Raw genomic sequence first — 15,813 nt, 5'->3', positions numbered from 1 at the left:
ATGGCAGACGAAAAAGAAAAACAACAGGATAAACAGGCTGAGCAGGGCAAAGACTCTGCTGGCGGCAAGAAGATGGGAATTTTCATCTGGCTGATTCTGGGAGCTGTCGTGGTGGCAGGGGCTACCGGCGGATTTGCTCTGTCGCAATTACTGGGCGGTCAGCCTGCCTCTCCAGCTCCGACAGACAAGGCCCAAGAGGAACAAGAGAAGATATTTGATCCTGCTGCCGCCACACCGGGCCAAAAGAGCTGGCCTTATGACAAACTGGATCCGATTGTGGCCAATCTGGATGAACCGGGCGTTACTCGCTTTGTCCGGGTTTCAGTGATTCTTGAGATGAGTCCCCAAATGGATCCGGTCAAAGGGCCGGAATTTCTGGATGAAAAAAAGGTGCTTTTGCAGGACTGGCTGACCACGTATTTTGCCGGCCTGAGCCTCGACGACGTCCGCGGGTCGCGCAGCCTCAACCGGATCAAACGTGAGATTCAGGACCAGGTCAACCAGCTTTTGTTTGGTCATGATAAGTCCTATGTTGAACGGGTTTTGTTCAAGGAGTTTGCTGTTCAATGAGCCGCCCGTCGATTGCTGATAAAAGTATTTCCCGCCAGCGTCTGCTGCAGATGCTCAGCCGCCGTCGGCCGGAACCGCAAGACGGCCCGTCTGATGGTGCAGACGCACCGCTGTTTGACTGGACCTGTCCGCATCATTTCGGCCCGCAGGAATGGCTTTTGATGAAAAACCTCGGCAAGAAAATCGCTGCCTATATGGAAAAGGCGATGGAGCTGGTCTGTCTTGAGGAGCCGAAGGTTACCTTAAATAAGGTGGTGCAGGAATTTGCCTCGGTGATGGCCGAGCGGACCCTTCGTCAGGAAGCAACGCAGTATTTTCTGCCGCTGCAGGTCCAGGCTAAAGGGCCGGACGGTTTTGTGAATGTTCAAATCGAAGCCGCAACGGTGCTGGTGGGTCAGCTGCTGCGGGACAACGAAGCGGTCATCGGACAAAACGGCGAATTATCTGTCCTTGAGGAAACCATTCTTCAGGATGGCATCCTCATCCTTGCGGACGCGATTATTCAGGCCATCCAGGAATATGGCGAAATTACGGTCAAGCGGTCGGATCGCCTGGTTCGCGGCGACTGGCCGCTGGATGCCCGCCAATTGGAGGATCTGGTTGGTTTTTCATTTGATGTGGCATTTCCCAAGAAGACGGTGGAAATCGTCGTTCAGATGCAGGCGGAGTCTCTTGATCCGGCGGTGGGGATCATGCCCCGGATTCACAAGGCTGTCAATCCCGCCGAGTTAAGCAAAATGATTATTCGCCAGCTTTCGGATGTGCCGGTCGAGGTTACTGCACAGTTGTGTACGGGTTCGGTCCGGATGGAAGAGTTAATGCACCTGGAGGTGGGGGATGTGCTGGTGCTGGGTAAAAAAATCCAGGAACCGGCGGACGTACTGCTGAACAACCGGCTTTGTTTCCAGGCCTGGCCGGCAGCATGTGAAGGCAAACAGGCTCTGGTGATTGCCAATATAAAAAAATAATCTCGTAATGAAAACAAACAGGAATTGAGGACATGGCTCAAACGGACACTTTACCAAACCAAACCGCCCCGGAACAGGGAACTGAGGTTCGCAATGTCGAATACGAAGCCGTCAGTCCGACTGCCCCGACCGGTCAGGAAAATCTGGATTTGCTGCTGGAAATCAGCCTGCCGATCACCGTCATTATTGGCAAGGCGAAAATCCCGCTGAAGAAACTGCTTCAGCTGGGGCCTGGTGCCGTTTTGAGTCTTGACAAGAGCATTGGCCAGCCGGTGGAATTGTATGTGCAGGATATTCCGTTTGCCACGGCCGATGTGGTTGTGGTCAATGACAACTTTGCCGTACGCATCCGGGAATTACTGGGTACCGAGGAACAGAAACCGACTGCAGCGGGAAAATAACCTCAGCGAGTGAAAGCCGACATGCCTGCATCTGAAAAAAATAAAGCTTCAGTAAACGGATTGCTGTCCGGGATCGCCACCAACAGCAACCTGATTTTTGCCGTGCTGCTGGTGGCTGTGCTGGCGACGCTGCTGGTGCCGCTGCCGACGATTATCCTTGATGTTGGTCTGGCATGCAGCATTTCGCTGGGTGTGGCGGTGCTGATTATTGTGCTGTCCACCAATGAACCGCTGGAGTTGTCAACGTTTCCGTCGCTGCTGCTGATTACAACTCTGTTCCGCCTGTCGCTGAATGTGGCATCGACGCGTTTGATTCTGACCCAGGGAGATGCCGGCACAATCATTGAGACCTTCGGCAGCTTTGTTGCCGGCGGCAATCTCATCGTGGGCCTGGTGATGTTTTTGATTCTGGTGGTGATTCAGTTTGTGGTTATCACCAAGGGTGCCAGCCGTATTAGCGAAGTCAGCGCCCGTTTTGTACTGGATGCCATGCCGGGCAAGCAGATGGCCATCGATGCCGACCTGAACGCCGGCATTATTACGGATAAAGAGGCCAAGGCTCGTCGCGATGCGATTGTCAAGGAGAGTGAGTTCTATGGCGCCATGGATGGTGCCAGCAAGTTTATCTCCGGCGATGCCAAGGCCGGCCTGATTATCACGGCCATCAATCTGATCGGCGGGATTATGCTGGGCTGGACACGGGGCATGGATGTGGCAACAGCCCTGCAGCATTATGCGATTCTGTCCATTGGTGACGGTCTGGTCAGCCAGATTCCCTCGATTATTATTGCCGTCAGCAGCGGCTTCCTGGTCAGCAAGATTCGCTCGGACAACACGGTCAGCTTCGATATGACCCGGCAGATGATTCGCCATGCTCAGCCGATGATGATTAGTGCCGGTATCGTGGCGGCGTTTGCGTTTGTGCCGGGATTGCCGAAAATTCCATTTATTGCGATTGCGGGTGTTTTTGGTATTTTGTCCTATCTGCTGCGGGCAGAACATAAAAAGGAATCCAGCGCCCCCTCCGAGACGCCCGTGGAAACCACAGGGGATGATGCCGTGCCCCCGGAAGAAATGCTCCATGCCGATATTCTGTCGATTCTGGTGGGCGTACGGCTGATTAATCTGGTCGATCCCCGCCGCAAAAGTGGTGTCTTTGAGCGTATCGGTGCTCTGCGGAAAAAAATAGCTCAGAAGTATGGTTTTATCATGCCGCTGGTTCGACTGCGGGACAACCTGAACCTTGATCCGACGACGTATGAAATCCGCCTTTATGATCATGTGATTGCCTCAGGCAAAATTGAGCCGGATAAATTTCTGGCCATGGATGCCGGTGGGGTGCAGACGCCGATAAAAGGCATTCCTGCCAAAGAACCCGTCTATGGATTGCCGGCGCTGTGGATTAGTGAAGCGGATAAGGAAACCGCGGAAATCAATGGTTATACTGTGATCGACCCCGAATCGGTACTGATTACCCACTTGTCTGAGACCATTTCTCGTCATGCTCATGAATTTCTGACTCGTGAAGATGTTCAGCAGCTTGTCGAGCGGCTCCGTAAAAGTCAGCCATCCCTGGTGGGTGAGGTGGTTCCTGAAGTGGTATCGATTGGCCTGCTGCAGCGGGTTTTGCAGAATCTGCTCAAGGAAAACGTTCCTATCCGGGACCTGCCGCTGATTCTGGAATCGCTGGGCGAACACGGCGGCAAGAGCAAAAGTGCTGTGATACTCACGGAGTTTGTCCGCAAGGCCATCTCCCGCAGCATTACCGAGCAGTTTTCAACATACAAGGGGCTGGAAGCGATTACGCTCGATCCTGGGCTTGAACATTATCTGCTCGGCAAGGTCAGCCAGACCGCCGATGCGATTAATCTGTCGATTGCTCCGGATACGGCCGGCCAGATTACTCAGGCGGTGGCAGCGGCCTGGCGGGCAGCCATGGAAAAAGGCCTGGAGGGAGTCGTCGTGCTGTGCGATGCCCGTATTCGCTGCGGCCTGTATGCCCTGCTGAGCCGATCCATTCGCCGGCTGCCAGTCCTGGCATATGATGAAGTTGTGCCGGGCACGGCAGTCAATATCCTCGAAACAATCTCGGTTCATACGACCGAATTGGAATCCGCTGCGGCATTGGCAGCAGTATAGAGCGGAGTCAAATATGGATAGATCAATTCTGAAAACAGCACGGATTGCGGCAATTATGGCATTTTTTGTGATGGCGCTGGTCGGCTGGTTCAGTCATGGTGACCCCGCGGTTTGTGCCTGGCGAGGGGTGATCGGGGCAATCGTGATGTATGCTGCCGTTCGAATCGCAGGAGCAATGTTCATCAAAATACTCATTGATGCCATGGTGCGTGATGAAATGAAGAAAAACAATCACGGAGATAAATCGTGATGGATCCGCTGGTGGAACAACAAGCCCCGATGGCTCCGGAGGCTTCAGTCCAGCCCCTCGATTCGCGTGCGGCGCTGGCTGCCGAATTCCTTGAGCCGCAGTTGTCGGCGGAGCAGGCTGCCCGGATATACACCAGCCACAACCGCAAACAGCGGGAAGATGAGCTGATTGTCAAGTATCTGCCGCTGGTGCATAAGATTGTCAATAAAATCGTGACCTATCTGCAGCCGCCTCTGTCCAAAGATGATCTTGTGTCCGCCGGCACCGTCGGCCTGGTCAAGGCCGCCCGTGATTTCGACCCGTCCAAAGACGCCGAATTCAAAACCTATGCCTATATCCGTATTCGCGGGGCCGTGATCGATGAACTGCGAAGCTGGTCGTTTGCTCCGGCCAACATCAAAAAACAGTTCGACCAGGCCCAGGAAATCTCCAGCCAGATGCTCGAGGAGCAGGGGACCGTACCCGACGATGCGGACCTGGCCGATCGGCTCGGCATGACCACCGAAAAGATGTATCGCATGTTCGAAACCGCCCGTGCCAGGCATTTCCTGTCTATTCATGGCGCCGATGAAGAATCGCCCATGCTCGGCAATCTGCTGACCTGCGGCGGCTCTGGCGTCTCGGATGCCATCGAAATGGAGGAATTGATTGAAAAAATGACCCGGGCCATTCAGGAGCTTCCTGAAAAACAGCGTCGTATCGTGGTCATGTACTACCAGAAGGAGCTTACCATGAAGCAGATTGCCGAGGTGCTCGACATCACTGAATCCCGCGTCAGCCAGCTTCATGCCGCAGCCCTGTTCAAGCTCTCGGTGCAGTTGAAAGAGGAATAGGAACGTGCAGGAGCCTATATGATGGAAAATCAGCCGAACATGGAAATACGCACGCCGATGGAGCATGTCGAGCAGCTCGCCACCATTGGCCAGCAAAGCCAGGATAAACGCAAACCGCAGGGACGGCCTTCGGGACGATCCCGAAAACCGGATATTGATCAGATTCTGGAGCAGGAACAGCGGTTGCGTGAGTCGCAAAACGAAGGGCATATCGATTATCACGCTTAAACCACAGGATCTCCCTATGCTTGCCGGAACAATAGAAATTATTAAAAAAGATAAAATCAAACTGAGCGGAACCGTTCGCGTTATTCCCGGAGAAAGGAACGCCCCTGTCAGGCCAACGACTCCAAGAACGGTTCCGCCGGGGCCGGTTCAGGCTCGCATTGTTGAAAGCAGCAGGGACTATGCCATTATTGAAGTTGTATGTTCCTGCGGCTGTAAAACCCATATTCAATGTCAGTATGCGGCGGCCAAGCCGTAAAGGAGTATTCGTTATGAAAATCAACTATCTGTTGTTAGGCACCATTCTTGTTCTGGCTGGATGTCGATGGGCCCAGGAACGGATTATTCCGCTGAACACCCCTCAGACGGAAACGCCGAAAGAACCAGCTCCCTTGACCGTCCAGCAGGATTCCGCTTCCCTGGAACGACGTTTTACCAGTGCTGTGGATTCACAGCCTGATCCGGTGCAGACGATTACCCTGTGGGCTCAGCGTTATGAAGAAGCTTCTCGCCAGAATGAGCAGCTTCGCGAAAACAGCAGTAAGCTGGTTCTGGAAAACGCCCGTCTGATGCAGGAAAATGAAAAGCTCAAACTTGAGCTGGCCCAGTGCCGCAAGGATATGGAACAGTCCAATGCCCTGCTGGAGCAGGCTCATGTGGAATTGAGCAAATGGAAAGCCGATGTGCTGGGATTCCGTGAAGAAATTCGTCAGGCCCAGGCGGCCCAGCTTTCTGCGTTGACTCAAATTCTCCGGGTGCTGGGGGCTGAATCCGCTGCCGTTCAGACAGATTCGGCTCGGGAGACAAAACCATGAAAACCACAATCTTCTTGGCAACGGTGATGGCCGGATGTGCCATGATGGGCTGTTCCAGAGCCGTCGAACAAAAATCTGTGCCGCCTTCCGGGCATTTCTATCTGGATAAAACAGCAGACTTTTCCTCGGTTGGACGGGTGGCCATCCTTGAACTCGATAATCAGAGCGTCTCGCAGGCTGAATTACCCAGAGTCCTGACTCAGGAATTGAGCGACGGTATTGGTAAAAAACATCTGTTTAGTGTCCAGATAATATATAAAAGTGATACGGAGTGGCAAAGTCTCGAATTAAACCGGATTAAGTCCTTTTCGCTTCAGGATTGGGCGGCTGTTCGCAAGCAGTTGAAAGCGGATGCCCTAATTTTCGGCACCATCAGCCGTTATCGTTCCTATCCGCAGTTCCTGGTTGCTTTGAATATTAAAATGGTGGATTTGCGAGACGGAAAACTGCTGTGGGCGATTGAGGATGTCTGGGACAGTACCGATAAAAACACCGAATTGCGCATCAAGGAATTTTACGAAACACAGATGAGAACGGGCTATCAGCCGATGGAGTGGCAGGTTGTTTTAAACAGTCCCAAGGCCTTTCATAAATACGTGATTTATGAAGTGACCCGGACTCTTCCGGAGAATAAATAGGGATAATTCCGGACGCAAAAATGTCAAGTTCCACGGCCAAAGGTACGATAACATTATTTCACTAAAAATGACTGAATTTTCCTTTAGTTTAACCTGCCGACTGCGACAATAAACACGATATGAGACTGTTGTTTTTTGTTGCAGAAAGGTGAGGGGAATGACCTATATAGATCCAACAATAACCATTGCAGCAGGCACTGCGGCCAAAGCTGCGACTCCCGAAAGTAAGCGGAGTAAACGAAAAGATGCTGAAACCCCAGCCGTTGATCTGGGACAGGATTATAAACGGATTATCGAAAAAGCATTGCAGGATAATCCGGATATGGATCAAGGATTGATTCAGGAGGTTCGGGAGCTGATGCTCAGCGGGCAACTGGATACGCCTCAGGCAGCCAGGCAGGCCGCGAAAAAAATTATCGAATATGGCATCTAAGCAGAAGAATCAGAACCAGGGACGGTTCTGTAAAACTGGATAAAGGATTATCCAATTTCTTCCGGCAGGGCCGTCGCTTACGGCCCTTTTTAATGCGCATAGGTTCATGCCAGGACATCCAGAAACAATCCCACGGGATAGGGCTTTGGAGATTTGATTTCTGGTTTGATATCGACGATTTTATGGGACCTGGGGCGAACGAACCGCCGGGGGTTCTGATTTAAAAAATCATTCCTGTCCCGATGCGGGCGCTCATCCGCCGGCCGGCATGCTCCCAGCGGCCTGGATTCCAGGACTGTTATTTCAATATGTTTGGACATAAATCCCCTCTGCCAATTCTAACTGCAAGAGTATTGTTCCGGTCAGAACATAACGTAACTTTGTTTTCCCAAACAAATTATAATTCTATACGCAGTTTTCAGGCAATAGAAATTGTCGAAATCAAATCAAGGGCCGATAAAAACAGGGTTTGCAGTTTAGGACAGTAAATGGATTAAACTTGCAATTAATTGTTTTCTGTTCAATAATCACAGAAAAATGTTAAGAACTGAATCCGGTGTCCTATTCCGGGGTGGTGAGAAGTAACGCGATGCGAATCAAAGCCAAATGTCCGGTCTGCTCAGAAACGGTCGAACTGACCATCCATCATCTGGATCGGCGTCAGTATTGCCCTAAGTGCGGACGCATGTTCAAGATTCCGGATGCGGACAAACTGCAAAAGGCCATCGAGACCGCAAAGCAGGCCGGCAATTCCGTGATAGTCGATGAAAACGGACGAATATATGGATAATGCGGCGACGAATCCCGCAGACAATGCGATTGTTATAGATAAACTCACGCTGGAATACGGCACACAGGCCCTGTTCCGACGGTTCTCGCTGACTGTTCCGGCCGGGCAAAAAGTCCTGCTTGTCGGCAGCTCCGGCAGCGGCAAGTCATCTTTGGTTCGATGTCTGCTGGGTTTTGTCACCCCGCAGGAAGGCACCATCGCGATTGACGGCACCATCCTCGATGGCAAAACCGTCTGGTTCCTCCGCCGCAAAATCGGTTATGTCTCGCAGGAGCCGCAACTGGGCACCGGCAAGGTCAAAGACCTCATCCAATTACCTTTTACCTATCACGCCAACGCCCATCTGAAATATGATTCATGCCAGCAAGCCCGGCTCTTCGAGCAGTTTCGTCTGGGCGGGGCACTGCTGGATAAAGACATCAGCGAACTGTCCGGCGGCGAAAAGCAGCGGGTGGCTCTGGTGATTTCTCTGCTGCTGGGGCGGTCGATTTATCTGCTGGACGAAGCCACCAGCGCGCTGGATGCCCAGGCCAAAGCCGCGGTGCTCGATTATTTCAGACAGCGGCCGGATTTAACCGTACTGATGGTCTCACATGATACCGCCATCGCCGCGATTGCCGACCGCACCGTAACGATGCCGGCGGTCATAGCAGGGGAGGCTGCACGATGAATCCTGCCGATACCATTCATCCCATTGCTCTTGCAGCGGGCTATCTGATGCTGCTGATTCCGCTGGCGATTATCCATTGGTATCGTGTCCCGATGCTGGGCCAGACGATCTCTTCCGTCCTGCGGATGACCATCCAGCTTATCCTCGTCGGCCTGTATTTGCAGGTCGTCTTTCGCCTGAATAATCCCTGGCTGAACATGGCGTGGCTGCTGGTGATGATTACCGTTGCGGATTTATCCATCCTCAAGGGGGCTCAGTTTCGTTTCGGCCGGCTTGCGGCATGGCTGTTTGCGGCACTGCTGGTGGGCACCGCGATACCGTTGTTTATTTTTGTGGGGGTGATTCTGACCCGGCCGGAAATTCTCGACGCCCGCTATGTCATCCCGATTGGCGGGATGATTCTGGGGAATTGTCTGCGGGCCGATATCATCGGCATTCGCACGTTTTATCAATCCATCCGCACCGGGCAAAAGGCTTATGAGCTGGCCTTGTCGCAGGGGGCGACGATTGCCGAAGCCGTGCGTCCTTACCTGCGGGAAAGCATCTATCAGGCCCTGACCCCAACGGTGGCGACGATGGCCAATGTCGGCATCGTCTCATTGCCGGGCATGATGACCGGCGTGATTATTGGCGGCAACGACCCGCTGACTGCAATCGGCTATCAGATTGCGATTATGCTGTCCATCTTCACCGGCACGGCCATTACCGTCTTTCTGGCCATCCTCCTGTCCGCCCGCAGCGCCTTTACGCCCTATGGTATTCTGAAACAGGCTATCTTTAAATCGTAGGATGATAATGATAGATTAAATTGTAGGGTGGGCCATGCCCACGCGGTGGTTTTTATGCCCGCGCGATTTCATTCAATCCCTTCCAATGCCTGTTCCTCTCCCTTGACCTCAAACAAACTCCAATCAAAATGCTCATAAATACCCTGTTTGCAAAATCGGTGATAGGTCGAATACGGCCAATCTGCAACCTGTGCAACCAATCCGTGTTTAATCGGGTTGTAATGAATATAATGCACATGGTTCCAATAATCATCCCTGTCCTGAATCCGGTGTTCCCAAAACCGCCGCTGCCAGATTCCCAATTCACGTTTTTTCAATCGGGATTCGGTTTGTGCAAGCCCCGTTCCGCCGGCGGCAATATACCCTTTTGAAAATGTCCGTTTGATAAATGCCCACCGGGTCGAATAATCACAATCTCCCTCCGGCATCTTCCAGATGCAATGCAGATGATTTGGCATCAGGCAAAACGCTGGCATATCGAAAGGACGCTGGGCTTTAGCTTGACGGAAGGCCTCCTTCAAAATCGGTCGGGCAGCTTCTTCGGTCAAAAGCGAACGACGCTGATAGGTCACGACTGTGAAGAAATACCACGCCGCATTGATCTTTGCTCTGCGATAGTTCGACATAAAGAAAATTATATGCAATTACCCAAAGAACACAAGACGATAAATATTCCGCGTGGGCGTAGCCCACCCTACGAAAAATTGGCAATCCTCCGCGTGGGCATGGCCCACCCTACAGAAAATCGACAATCTTCGGCGTGGGCATGGCCCACCTACGAAAATCGACAATTATCCGCGTGGGCACGGCCCACCCTACGGAATTACCTGCCCATGTCTTGTCGATTTCATCCGGCGTATTTGACCGGGTCGGTCAAGCCTGCTTCGGCGAAGCCTTTGAGACGTAATTGACAGGAGTCGCAATGGCCGCAGGGCCGGCCCTGTTCGTCCGGGTCGTAACAGCTATGCGTCAGAGAATAATCCACCTTGAGCTGTGTGCCCGTCTGGATAATCTGTGCCTTGGTCATCCGGATGATGGGGGTGTGGATTTTGAATCGCCCCTTACCCTCCACGGCAATCGCGGTCGCCAGGTTGGCCATCTTTTCGAAGGCCTCGATATACTCCGGCCGGCAATCCGGGTAGCCGCTGTAGTCCATCGCGTTGACCCCGATAAAAATATCAAAGGCCCCCAGCACCTCCGCGTATGCCAGGGCATACGACAAAAAGATGGTGTTGCGGGCCGGCACATAGGTGATGGGTATCCCCTGCGACATATCCTGTCGGTCCTTAGGGACATCCAGTGCCGTATCGGTCAGGGCCGATCCGCCAATCCCGGCCAGGTCGATATCAATAATCCGGTGTTCCTTTGCTCCCATCGTGGTTGCCACCCGACAGGCGGCGGTCAGTTCCACCTCATGCCGCTGGCCATAACGGAACGACAGGGCGTAGCAGGTGAAGCCCTCATTCAGGGCGATGGCCAGCGTGGTGGCCGAATCCAGACCTCCACTGACCAGAACAACGGCTTTTCGGGTATTCGTTTGGGGCATTTGGGTCTCAACTTCTTGCAAAAGTCATAATTTTCAGTACAATAACCAATATTACTATACCAGTTTTTGAAAAAAAGGGCAATCGCATGAGCGAAAAACCGCAATTTGAGCTGTTTGATAACCCCCGGCCGGGACGGGATTATAAAATTACTATCCGATGTCCGGAATTTACCAGCGTATGTCCCAAGACCGGGCAGCCGGACTTTGGGGTGATCACTATTGAATACATTCCCGACCAGTCCTGTATCGAGCTGAAAAGTCTGAAGTTTTATATGCAGAGTTATCGCAATAAGGGTGTCTTTTATGAGCGTCTGACCAATGAGATTCTGGACGACCTTGTTGCATCCTGCAAGCCGCGGTGGATGCGGGTAACCTCGCAGTTTACCCCGCGCGGCGGGATTACGACGGATGTGACTGCAGAGTATCGCGCCGAGAAATAAAGGAGTACAACGATGCCGATTAGTTTCCATTGCGAATGCTGTAAGCAAAAAATCAAGGCGCCGGATACAGCCGGGGGCAAGTGGGGCAGTTGTCCTTATTGCAAGCACCGTTGCTATATCCCGCTGCCCAAATCGGAGGATGAGCCGGAACTCAAGCTGGCGCCCATCGACGAAGGTGAAGAAACTAAAATCGGGATGATGATGAACCAGACCTATGCCCTGACGCGGGAGCTGCTGCATCAAAAAGATATCCCGGCAGAGCCTGCCGGCGTTGGCGGTGACAAGGCGGTGGATGAAAAAGCCGTCATCAAGATGTGTATTCTGTATCTGCGGCAGATGGCGGATGCGGAACTGGACGGCGCGGAAAAGTCGATTGCCAAAATGAAGATTTATAAGCGAACGGCCCTGCGGGTGCTGGCGTCCATGGCCCGGGCGGAGAGACCCGAGCCGGAGTTGTCGGATATCCCGGATAAGATTTTACAGGGCCTGATTCACGACGCGGAAGCCAAGCTGTCGTCGTAAATGGGACCGACTGCATTGTCTGTGACCATGCCTGCACAATGGATTGTGTGGGCATTTTTTATTGCATTTTTAATTGGCCAATTCGTCGGGGTGTTCAAGCTGTTTTTTGACATAGTCGAGGAACTGGGCCGCATCAGCGCCGTTGGCGATACGGTGGTCAACGGACAGATTCAGATTCATGATCTTGCGAATCAGAATGTCCCCTTTGCCCGAGGGGATGGGAGTGCTGATGATACGGCCAACACCCAGGATGCTGCACTGTCCCGGCACTACAATCGGGATAAATGAATCAATTCCCATGCCGCCCAGGTTACTGATGGTGATGCATCCGCCGGCTAAGTCGTCGGCGGTTAGTTTGTTCTCTTTGGCGCGGGCGATGAGGTCCCGGGCGGCAGCGGCGATTTGCTCAAGCGTTTTGCTGCCGACATCCCGCACGACCGGTGCGACCAGTCCATGGTCGACAGCAATAGCAAGGCCGATATCGATGGTGGGCGACAGGATGATACAGTCGCGGCTCAGCTGGCCGGTCATGATAGGATATTGCTTCATGCCTTTGGCCAGTGCAGCCATAATGAAATCATTGAAGGAATATTTTTCCGCAGCGGTTTTGTTGAGACGATCCCGCAGGTCGGACAGGTCTGTGATATCGGCCCGGATATTCAGGTAAAAGCAGGGGATCTGCTGCTTGGATTCGAGCATTTTATCGGCGATGATTTTCTGCCAGCGGTTCAGGGGGATTTTGATCCCGGCGGCAATCTCCGGCAGGGGGGCTTTGGCCTCGGCAGGCAGGGTCTCAATGGTGCTTAGGGGGCCGGTTGCGGGGCGGATTTTACTCAACACTGAATCAACCGGGGATGAAGCCAAAACAGACTGGCTTGGAGCACAAACACCGGAATCCAGAGGTTGATTTGCCGCTAATTCGGCCTGCAACTGGTTCAGGATAGCAGGGTCGATGACTTCATTGGGCTGGCCAAGTATGAAAAGCGGAGCTCCGACATCAAGAGTCTGACCTTCGGCACAGAAAATATGGCGAATGGTTCCGGCGGCCGGGGATTCAAGTTCAAGAGTCGCCTTATCCGTTTCCAGCTCGCAGAGAATCTGCCCCTTGCCGACGGTGTGATTTAGGCCGACTTTTAAGGCGACAATTGTGGCCTGTTTCATCGCCTTGCCTAATTGCGGTAATCTGACTTCCTGTGCCATAATGATTCAATCCTGATTCAGCTTCATTTCCGGGGGGATGGACGTTCAAGAGCGAACACCCCTGCCCGCATGGGGTTAGAAACACGAAACATAGTCAAATCCCCTGGATTTTGCAAATCCTTTTTATTGTTTCTTGGCTTTGTTTTACACTGTGCATTCCAGCAGTGTCTTGGTTGACCAGAAATAGATACCTCTCGAGCAGGCTATATATGTATAATTGCTGTATGTCCATCTAAAATATCCAAAACAGAAAAATTTATTTTTCTCAAATATTTTAGCCTAATTTGGGTCAAGGTTTGGAATTAATATATGAGAGATGGTGGTTGGTTAGAGAAGGGTGATTATGGAATCGATAAGACAGGAGCCATCTAAGGATTTGCGGCATACGGAATACATCCGACTGCTGATGGCCAATCACAATTTGATTCTAACCTACATCCTCATGCTGGTTCCCAGCGTGCCGGATGCCGAAGATATCCTGCAGGAAACGGCGGCGGTATTGTGGGAAAAGTTTGACCAGTATGAGCCAGGTACAGATTTTGCATCGTGGGCGGTGACGATTGCCCGATATAAAATCATGCATCTCCAGCGAGAAAAATCCAATTCACGAATCAAGTTCTCCTCGTCTACCCTGGATACGATCTCGGAGTATCTGTCCAGTAAGGAACAAAATGACTTATCTCATGAGCTGCTGCACAAATGCCTGAACCGGCTCAATGACAAGGATCGCAAACTGATCATGATGCGGTATCAGCTTAATATATCGGTTAAGGAATTAGCCAAACGGATCGACAGGCCGGTGCAGGGATTATACAGCACATTAACCCGCATTCATACTTTTCTGATTGCGTGTGTCCAGCGGACTCAGCAGGAGGAGTTGTCGTGAACCATTTGAAAGACAATCATGAATTATGCCTTCTGGTTCTAAAATCGCTGGAGCAGAGCATCTCGGAGGAACAGACGGCGTATCTGGAACATCGCATTGTCAGCGATCCGGAGGCCCTGGATTATTACTGCCGGTGTATCAGGCTGTATGTCCAGTTGAAAAATCCGGGCTATCGACAGTATGCCCGACAAACGGATGGCGGTGAACACCTGCTGGATATCAATCTCTGGAATCAGTTGTCGGAATATGAAAAAAACGCACCGGTTGTCGAAAAGGTGCTGCCCGCTGCGGCTGCGGTGCCGGCTGCTGTTCCAGCGGCACCCAAATCCCGTCATTCCATTCCTCTCTATACGGCAATCGTTTCCATGGCAGCGCTGATTCTGATGATTGTATTTGTACGCATGGCTCCGCCGCCGGCCAGTGAGGTAGCGACGCTGACGGACAGTATTGATGCCAAATGGCTGGGATCGAATACGACATTCAGGCACGGCACGCGGTTGTCGACCCGGCGGGAACCTCTGGTTCTGGATAAGGGGTTTGCTGAAATTCTGTTCGATAATCAGGCCAGGATTGTCATTGAGGCCCCGGCCCAATTTGAGATTGCCACTCCCGATCAGGTCAACCTGATGTATGGTCGTGTTTATGCCAGCGTACCAAAGGAGGCGCTGGGGTTTACGATTTACACGCAGCATTCCAAAATTATCGACCTGGGAACCGAGTTCGGCGTGGATACGGCCCGAGATGGAACGGTTGAACTTCATGTCATCAAAGGACAGACCATGCTGATTGCTGGCAGCCGGTCTGAAAAAACCATGCACACGGTTACCAAGGGGAAAGCCTGGCGCATTTCCGGACTGACTGCAACGGTTTCAGAAATCCCCTGCAAGACGAATTCTTTTGTTCGCCGGATTGATTCCGACAACCATGACATCTGGAAAGGCCAGCAGGTGGTCAGCCTGGGCGATCTTGTCATGGGCGGCAGCGGTTTTGGAACCTCAACCGCTGCGTATGCCAATTTCGATCCGATCACCGGCCAGAAAAGCGATTTTCCTTACGGAGATTACCATCCTGCTCCCAACACCTATCGGACCATCCCGACCTGTCCCTTTATAGACGGCATTTTTGTGCCCAATGGCAAACATCAGGTTGTCAGCTCGGAGGGGCATGTGTTTGCGGATTGTCCCCAGACGACGGGCATCTTCCATAATGAACTGAGCTTTAATAACGATTCACGCTATTTTCCTGAGATTCAGGAACGCTATATGAAGACCCGCCGGCTGGATTTTGTATTCTCGTCGCTTTTTATGCATGCCAACCTCGGTGTAACGATTGATTTAAATGCGGTGCGGGCACACTTTGCTGGGCGGGAGATTTACCGATTTTGCACAACGGCCGGAACGGCGTATTCGGTCAGTTACGGAAAAATCATGGGCGTTGAGGAGGGGGCGCCTGCCAGTACTGAGTTTGATGTCTGGATTGCCGTGGATGGCCGGCTCCGTGCGAAGGCAGAAAAGGTGCGATGGGACAGCTTGATCAATCTGGATGTGCCGCTGACATCCAAAGACCGATTCCTCTCTATTCTGGTGACCGACGGCGGTGCGATTCGCGTGGCCGGCTTTAATGCCAATCATTATGATTTGTGTTTACTGGGAGATTCGAGGTTCGAAATCGAATCTGCCGATTAGCAAAGTCAATCCCA

Annotated in this window: 22 protein-coding genes; 18 read left to right on the top strand and 4 right to left on the bottom strand. The window is 52.3% G+C overall.

Features of this window, described 5'->3' with window-relative positions:
* From ACQ9LF_RS12525 to ACQ9LF_RS12475, 11 genes are all read left to right on the top strand, one after another.
* Complete coding sequence (locus tag ACQ9LF_RS12525) at positions 1-570, top strand: flagellar basal body-associated FliL family protein (RefSeq protein ID WP_462489752.1); 570 nt, start codon at positions 1-3, stop codon at positions 568-570.
* The gene (locus ACQ9LF_RS12520; protein WP_462489751.1) at positions 567-1,538 is read left to right on the top strand and encodes a FliM/FliN family flagellar motor switch protein; all 972 of its coding nucleotides are present in this window, start codon (positions 567-569) and stop codon (positions 1,536-1,538) included. Before ACQ9LF_RS12525 ends, ACQ9LF_RS12520 begins: the two co-directional genes overlap by 4 nt.
* Positions 1,539-1,570: 32 nt before the next feature.
* Entirely contained in the window at positions 1,571-1,939 is a 369-nt protein-coding gene (locus ACQ9LF_RS12515; RefSeq protein ID WP_462489750.1) for a FliM/FliN family flagellar motor switch protein, read from the top strand.
* Between the two features lie 21 nt (positions 1,940-1,960).
* A complete protein-coding gene (gene flhA / locus ACQ9LF_RS12510) occupies positions 1,961-4,078 on the top strand; it encodes a flagellar biosynthesis protein FlhA (RefSeq protein WP_462489749.1) in 2,118 nt (705 codons plus the stop codon).
* Positions 4,079-4,091: 13 nt separating this feature from the next.
* On the top strand, positions 4,092-4,328 hold the full coding sequence (locus ACQ9LF_RS12505; RefSeq protein WP_462489748.1) for a hypothetical protein: 237 nt from the start codon (positions 4,092-4,094) through the stop codon (positions 4,326-4,328).
* Positions 4,328-5,161: a sigma-70 family RNA polymerase sigma factor gene (locus ACQ9LF_RS12500; protein WP_462489765.1), complete on the top strand. Its 834-nt coding sequence runs from the start codon at positions 4,328-4,330 to the stop codon at positions 5,159-5,161. The genes ACQ9LF_RS12505 and ACQ9LF_RS12500 overlap by 1 nt, the downstream gene beginning before the upstream one ends.
* A gap of 18 nt (positions 5,162-5,179) precedes the next feature.
* Positions 5,180-5,389, top strand: coding sequence for a hypothetical protein (locus tag ACQ9LF_RS12495; RefSeq protein WP_462489747.1), 210 nt, complete (start codon positions 5,180-5,182; stop codon positions 5,387-5,389).
* Positions 5,390-5,405: 16 nt separating this feature from the next.
* Positions 5,406-5,645, top strand: coding sequence for a hypothetical protein (locus ACQ9LF_RS12490; protein ID WP_462489746.1), 240 nt, complete (start codon positions 5,406-5,408; stop codon positions 5,643-5,645).
* A 13-nt stretch (positions 5,646-5,658) separates the two neighbouring features.
* Positions 5,659-6,201, top strand: a complete 543-nt coding sequence (locus ACQ9LF_RS12485) for a hypothetical protein (protein WP_462489745.1) — start codon at positions 5,659-5,661, stop codon at positions 6,199-6,201.
* Positions 6,198-6,839, top strand: coding sequence for a hypothetical protein (locus tag ACQ9LF_RS12480; RefSeq protein ID WP_462489744.1), 642 nt, complete (start codon positions 6,198-6,200; stop codon positions 6,837-6,839). Before ACQ9LF_RS12485 ends, ACQ9LF_RS12480 begins: the two co-directional genes overlap by 4 nt.
* A 157-nt stretch (positions 6,840-6,996) precedes the next feature.
* Positions 6,997-7,272: a hypothetical protein gene (locus tag ACQ9LF_RS12475; RefSeq protein WP_462489743.1), complete on the top strand. Its 276-nt coding sequence runs from the start codon at positions 6,997-6,999 to the stop codon at positions 7,270-7,272.
* Between the two features lie 104 nt (positions 7,273-7,376).
* Here ACQ9LF_RS12475 and ACQ9LF_RS12470 read toward each other — a convergent pair whose 3' ends face one another.
* On the bottom strand, positions 7,377-7,592 hold the full coding sequence (locus ACQ9LF_RS12470; RefSeq protein ID WP_462489742.1) for a hypothetical protein: 216 nt from the start codon (positions 7,590-7,592) through the stop codon (positions 7,377-7,379).
* A 269-nt stretch (positions 7,593-7,861) separates the two neighbouring features.
* On the opposite strand from ACQ9LF_RS12470, the gene ACQ9LF_RS12465 reads away from it, so the two are divergent.
* From ACQ9LF_RS12465 to ACQ9LF_RS12455, 3 genes are read left to right on the top strand one after another with little or no spacing between them, the layout of a single operon-like run.
* On the top strand, positions 7,862-8,062 hold the full coding sequence (locus tag ACQ9LF_RS12465) for a hypothetical protein (RefSeq protein ID WP_462489741.1): 201 nt from the start codon (positions 7,862-7,864) through the stop codon (positions 8,060-8,062).
* Positions 8,037-8,732: an ABC transporter ATP-binding protein gene (locus ACQ9LF_RS12460; RefSeq protein WP_462489740.1), complete on the top strand. Its 696-nt coding sequence runs from the start codon at positions 8,037-8,039 to the stop codon at positions 8,730-8,732. Before ACQ9LF_RS12465 ends, ACQ9LF_RS12460 begins: the two co-directional genes overlap by 26 nt.
* On the top strand, positions 8,729-9,520 hold the full coding sequence (locus ACQ9LF_RS12455) for an ABC transporter permease (RefSeq protein ID WP_462489739.1): 792 nt from the start codon (positions 8,729-8,731) through the stop codon (positions 9,518-9,520). The genes ACQ9LF_RS12460 and ACQ9LF_RS12455 overlap by 4 nt, the downstream gene beginning before the upstream one ends.
* Positions 9,521-9,588: 68 nt before the next feature.
* On the opposite strand, the gene ACQ9LF_RS12450 is transcribed toward ACQ9LF_RS12455, so the two are convergent.
* Both ACQ9LF_RS12450 and queC read right to left on the bottom strand, forming a co-directional pair.
* A complete protein-coding gene (locus tag ACQ9LF_RS12450; protein ID WP_462489738.1) occupies positions 9,589-10,146 on the bottom strand; it encodes an REP-associated tyrosine transposase in 558 nt (185 codons plus the stop codon).
* A 221-nt stretch (positions 10,147-10,367) separates the two neighbouring features.
* Positions 10,368-11,066 carry a 7-cyano-7-deazaguanine synthase QueC gene (queC, locus tag ACQ9LF_RS12445; protein WP_462489737.1) on the bottom strand — a complete coding sequence of 233 codons (699 nt, stop codon included), beginning with the start codon at positions 11,064-11,066 and terminating at the stop codon, positions 10,368-10,370.
* Between the two features lie 86 nt (positions 11,067-11,152).
* Between queC and queF the strand changes: the two genes are divergently transcribed.
* Both queF and ACQ9LF_RS12435 read left to right on the top strand, forming a co-directional pair.
* A complete protein-coding gene (gene queF / locus ACQ9LF_RS12440; RefSeq protein ID WP_462489736.1) occupies positions 11,153-11,506 on the top strand; it encodes a preQ(1) synthase in 354 nt (117 codons plus the stop codon).
* Between the two features lie 12 nt (positions 11,507-11,518).
* On the top strand, positions 11,519-12,028 hold the full coding sequence (locus ACQ9LF_RS12435; RefSeq protein ID WP_462489735.1) for a hypothetical protein: 510 nt from the start codon (positions 11,519-11,521) through the stop codon (positions 12,026-12,028).
* 69 nt (positions 12,029-12,097) lie between these two features.
* Here ACQ9LF_RS12435 and ACQ9LF_RS12430 read toward each other — a convergent pair whose 3' ends face one another.
* A complete protein-coding gene (locus ACQ9LF_RS12430) occupies positions 12,098-13,228 on the bottom strand; it encodes a dihydrolipoamide acetyltransferase family protein (protein ID WP_462489734.1) in 1,131 nt (376 codons plus the stop codon).
* A gap of 343 nt (positions 13,229-13,571) precedes the next feature.
* On the opposite strand from ACQ9LF_RS12430, the gene ACQ9LF_RS12425 reads away from it, so the two are divergent.
* Together ACQ9LF_RS12425 and ACQ9LF_RS12420 are read left to right on the top strand one after the other, a co-directional pair.
* Positions 13,572-14,114: a sigma-70 family RNA polymerase sigma factor gene (locus ACQ9LF_RS12425; protein WP_462489733.1), complete on the top strand. Its 543-nt coding sequence runs from the start codon at positions 13,572-13,574 to the stop codon at positions 14,112-14,114.
* The gene (locus tag ACQ9LF_RS12420) at positions 14,111-15,799 is read left to right on the top strand and encodes a FecR domain-containing protein (RefSeq protein WP_462489732.1); all 1,689 of its coding nucleotides are present in this window, start codon (positions 14,111-14,113) and stop codon (positions 15,797-15,799) included. Before ACQ9LF_RS12425 ends, ACQ9LF_RS12420 begins: the two co-directional genes overlap by 4 nt.
* Positions 15,800-15,813: the final 14 nt, after the last annotated feature.

Origin of the sequence: Anaeroglomus insulsum, assembly GCF_050689095.1 — a bacterium.
Lineage (GTDB): Bacteria > Planctomycetota > Phycisphaerae > Sedimentisphaerales > Anaerohalosphaeraceae > Anaeroglomus > Anaeroglomus insulsum.
The sequence above is the reverse complement of the archived record's forward strand: the minus strand, read 5'-3'. Positions and strand labels throughout refer to the sequence as shown.

What these genes read in the sequence shown, in the direction of transcription:
- ACQ9LF_RS12460 (WP_462489740.1), top strand. Translation starts at nt 8,037, where the DNA reads ATGAAAACGGACGAATATATGGATAATGCGGCGACGAATCCCGCAGAC.
- ACQ9LF_RS12475 (WP_462489743.1), top strand. Translation starts at nt 6,997, where the DNA reads ATGACCTATATAGATCCAACAATAACCATTGCAGCAGGCACTGCGGCC.
- ACQ9LF_RS12490 (WP_462489746.1), top strand. Translation starts at nt 5,406, where the DNA reads ATGCTTGCCGGAACAATAGAAATTATTAAAAAAGATAAAATCAAACTG.
- ACQ9LF_RS12430 (WP_462489734.1), bottom strand. Translation starts at nt 13,228, where the DNA reads ATGGCACAGGAAGTCAGATTACCGCAATTAGGCAAGGCGATGAAACAG.
- queC (WP_462489737.1), bottom strand. Translation starts at nt 11,066, where the DNA reads ATGCCCCAAACGAATACCCGAAAAGCCGTTGTTCTGGTCAGTGGAGGT.
- queF (WP_462489736.1), top strand. Translation starts at nt 11,153, where the DNA reads ATGAGCGAAAAACCGCAATTTGAGCTGTTTGATAACCCCCGGCCGGGA.
- flhA (WP_462489749.1), top strand. Translation starts at nt 1,961, where the DNA reads ATGCCTGCATCTGAAAAAAATAAAGCTTCAGTAAACGGATTGCTGTCC.
- ACQ9LF_RS12435 (WP_462489735.1), top strand. Translation starts at nt 11,519, where the DNA reads ATGCCGATTAGTTTCCATTGCGAATGCTGTAAGCAAAAAATCAAGGCG.
- ACQ9LF_RS12485 (WP_462489745.1), top strand. Translation starts at nt 5,659, where the DNA reads ATGAAAATCAACTATCTGTTGTTAGGCACCATTCTTGTTCTGGCTGGA.
- ACQ9LF_RS12515 (WP_462489750.1), top strand. Translation starts at nt 1,571, where the DNA reads ATGGCTCAAACGGACACTTTACCAAACCAAACCGCCCCGGAACAGGGA.
- ACQ9LF_RS12505 (WP_462489748.1), top strand. Translation starts at nt 4,092, where the DNA reads ATGGATAGATCAATTCTGAAAACAGCACGGATTGCGGCAATTATGGCA.
- ACQ9LF_RS12465 (WP_462489741.1), top strand. Translation starts at nt 7,862, where the DNA reads ATGCGAATCAAAGCCAAATGTCCGGTCTGCTCAGAAACGGTCGAACTG.
- ACQ9LF_RS12480 (WP_462489744.1), top strand. Translation starts at nt 6,198, where the DNA reads ATGAAAACCACAATCTTCTTGGCAACGGTGATGGCCGGATGTGCCATG.
- ACQ9LF_RS12450 (WP_462489738.1), bottom strand. Translation starts at nt 10,146, where the DNA reads ATGTCGAACTATCGCAGAGCAAAGATCAATGCGGCGTGGTATTTCTTC.
- ACQ9LF_RS12500 (WP_462489765.1), top strand. Translation starts at nt 4,328, where the DNA reads ATGGATCCGCTGGTGGAACAACAAGCCCCGATGGCTCCGGAGGCTTCA.
- ACQ9LF_RS12525 (WP_462489752.1), top strand. Translation starts at nt 1, where the DNA reads ATGGCAGACGAAAAAGAAAAACAACAGGATAAACAGGCTGAGCAGGGC.
- ACQ9LF_RS12495 (WP_462489747.1), top strand. Translation starts at nt 5,180, where the DNA reads ATGATGGAAAATCAGCCGAACATGGAAATACGCACGCCGATGGAGCAT.
- ACQ9LF_RS12520 (WP_462489751.1), top strand. Translation starts at nt 567, where the DNA reads ATGAGCCGCCCGTCGATTGCTGATAAAAGTATTTCCCGCCAGCGTCTG.
- ACQ9LF_RS12425 (WP_462489733.1), top strand. Translation starts at nt 13,572, where the DNA reads ATGGAATCGATAAGACAGGAGCCATCTAAGGATTTGCGGCATACGGAA.
- ACQ9LF_RS12470 (WP_462489742.1), bottom strand. Translation starts at nt 7,592, where the DNA reads ATGTCCAAACATATTGAAATAACAGTCCTGGAATCCAGGCCGCTGGGA.
- ACQ9LF_RS12455 (WP_462489739.1), top strand. Translation starts at nt 8,729, where the DNA reads ATGAATCCTGCCGATACCATTCATCCCATTGCTCTTGCAGCGGGCTAT.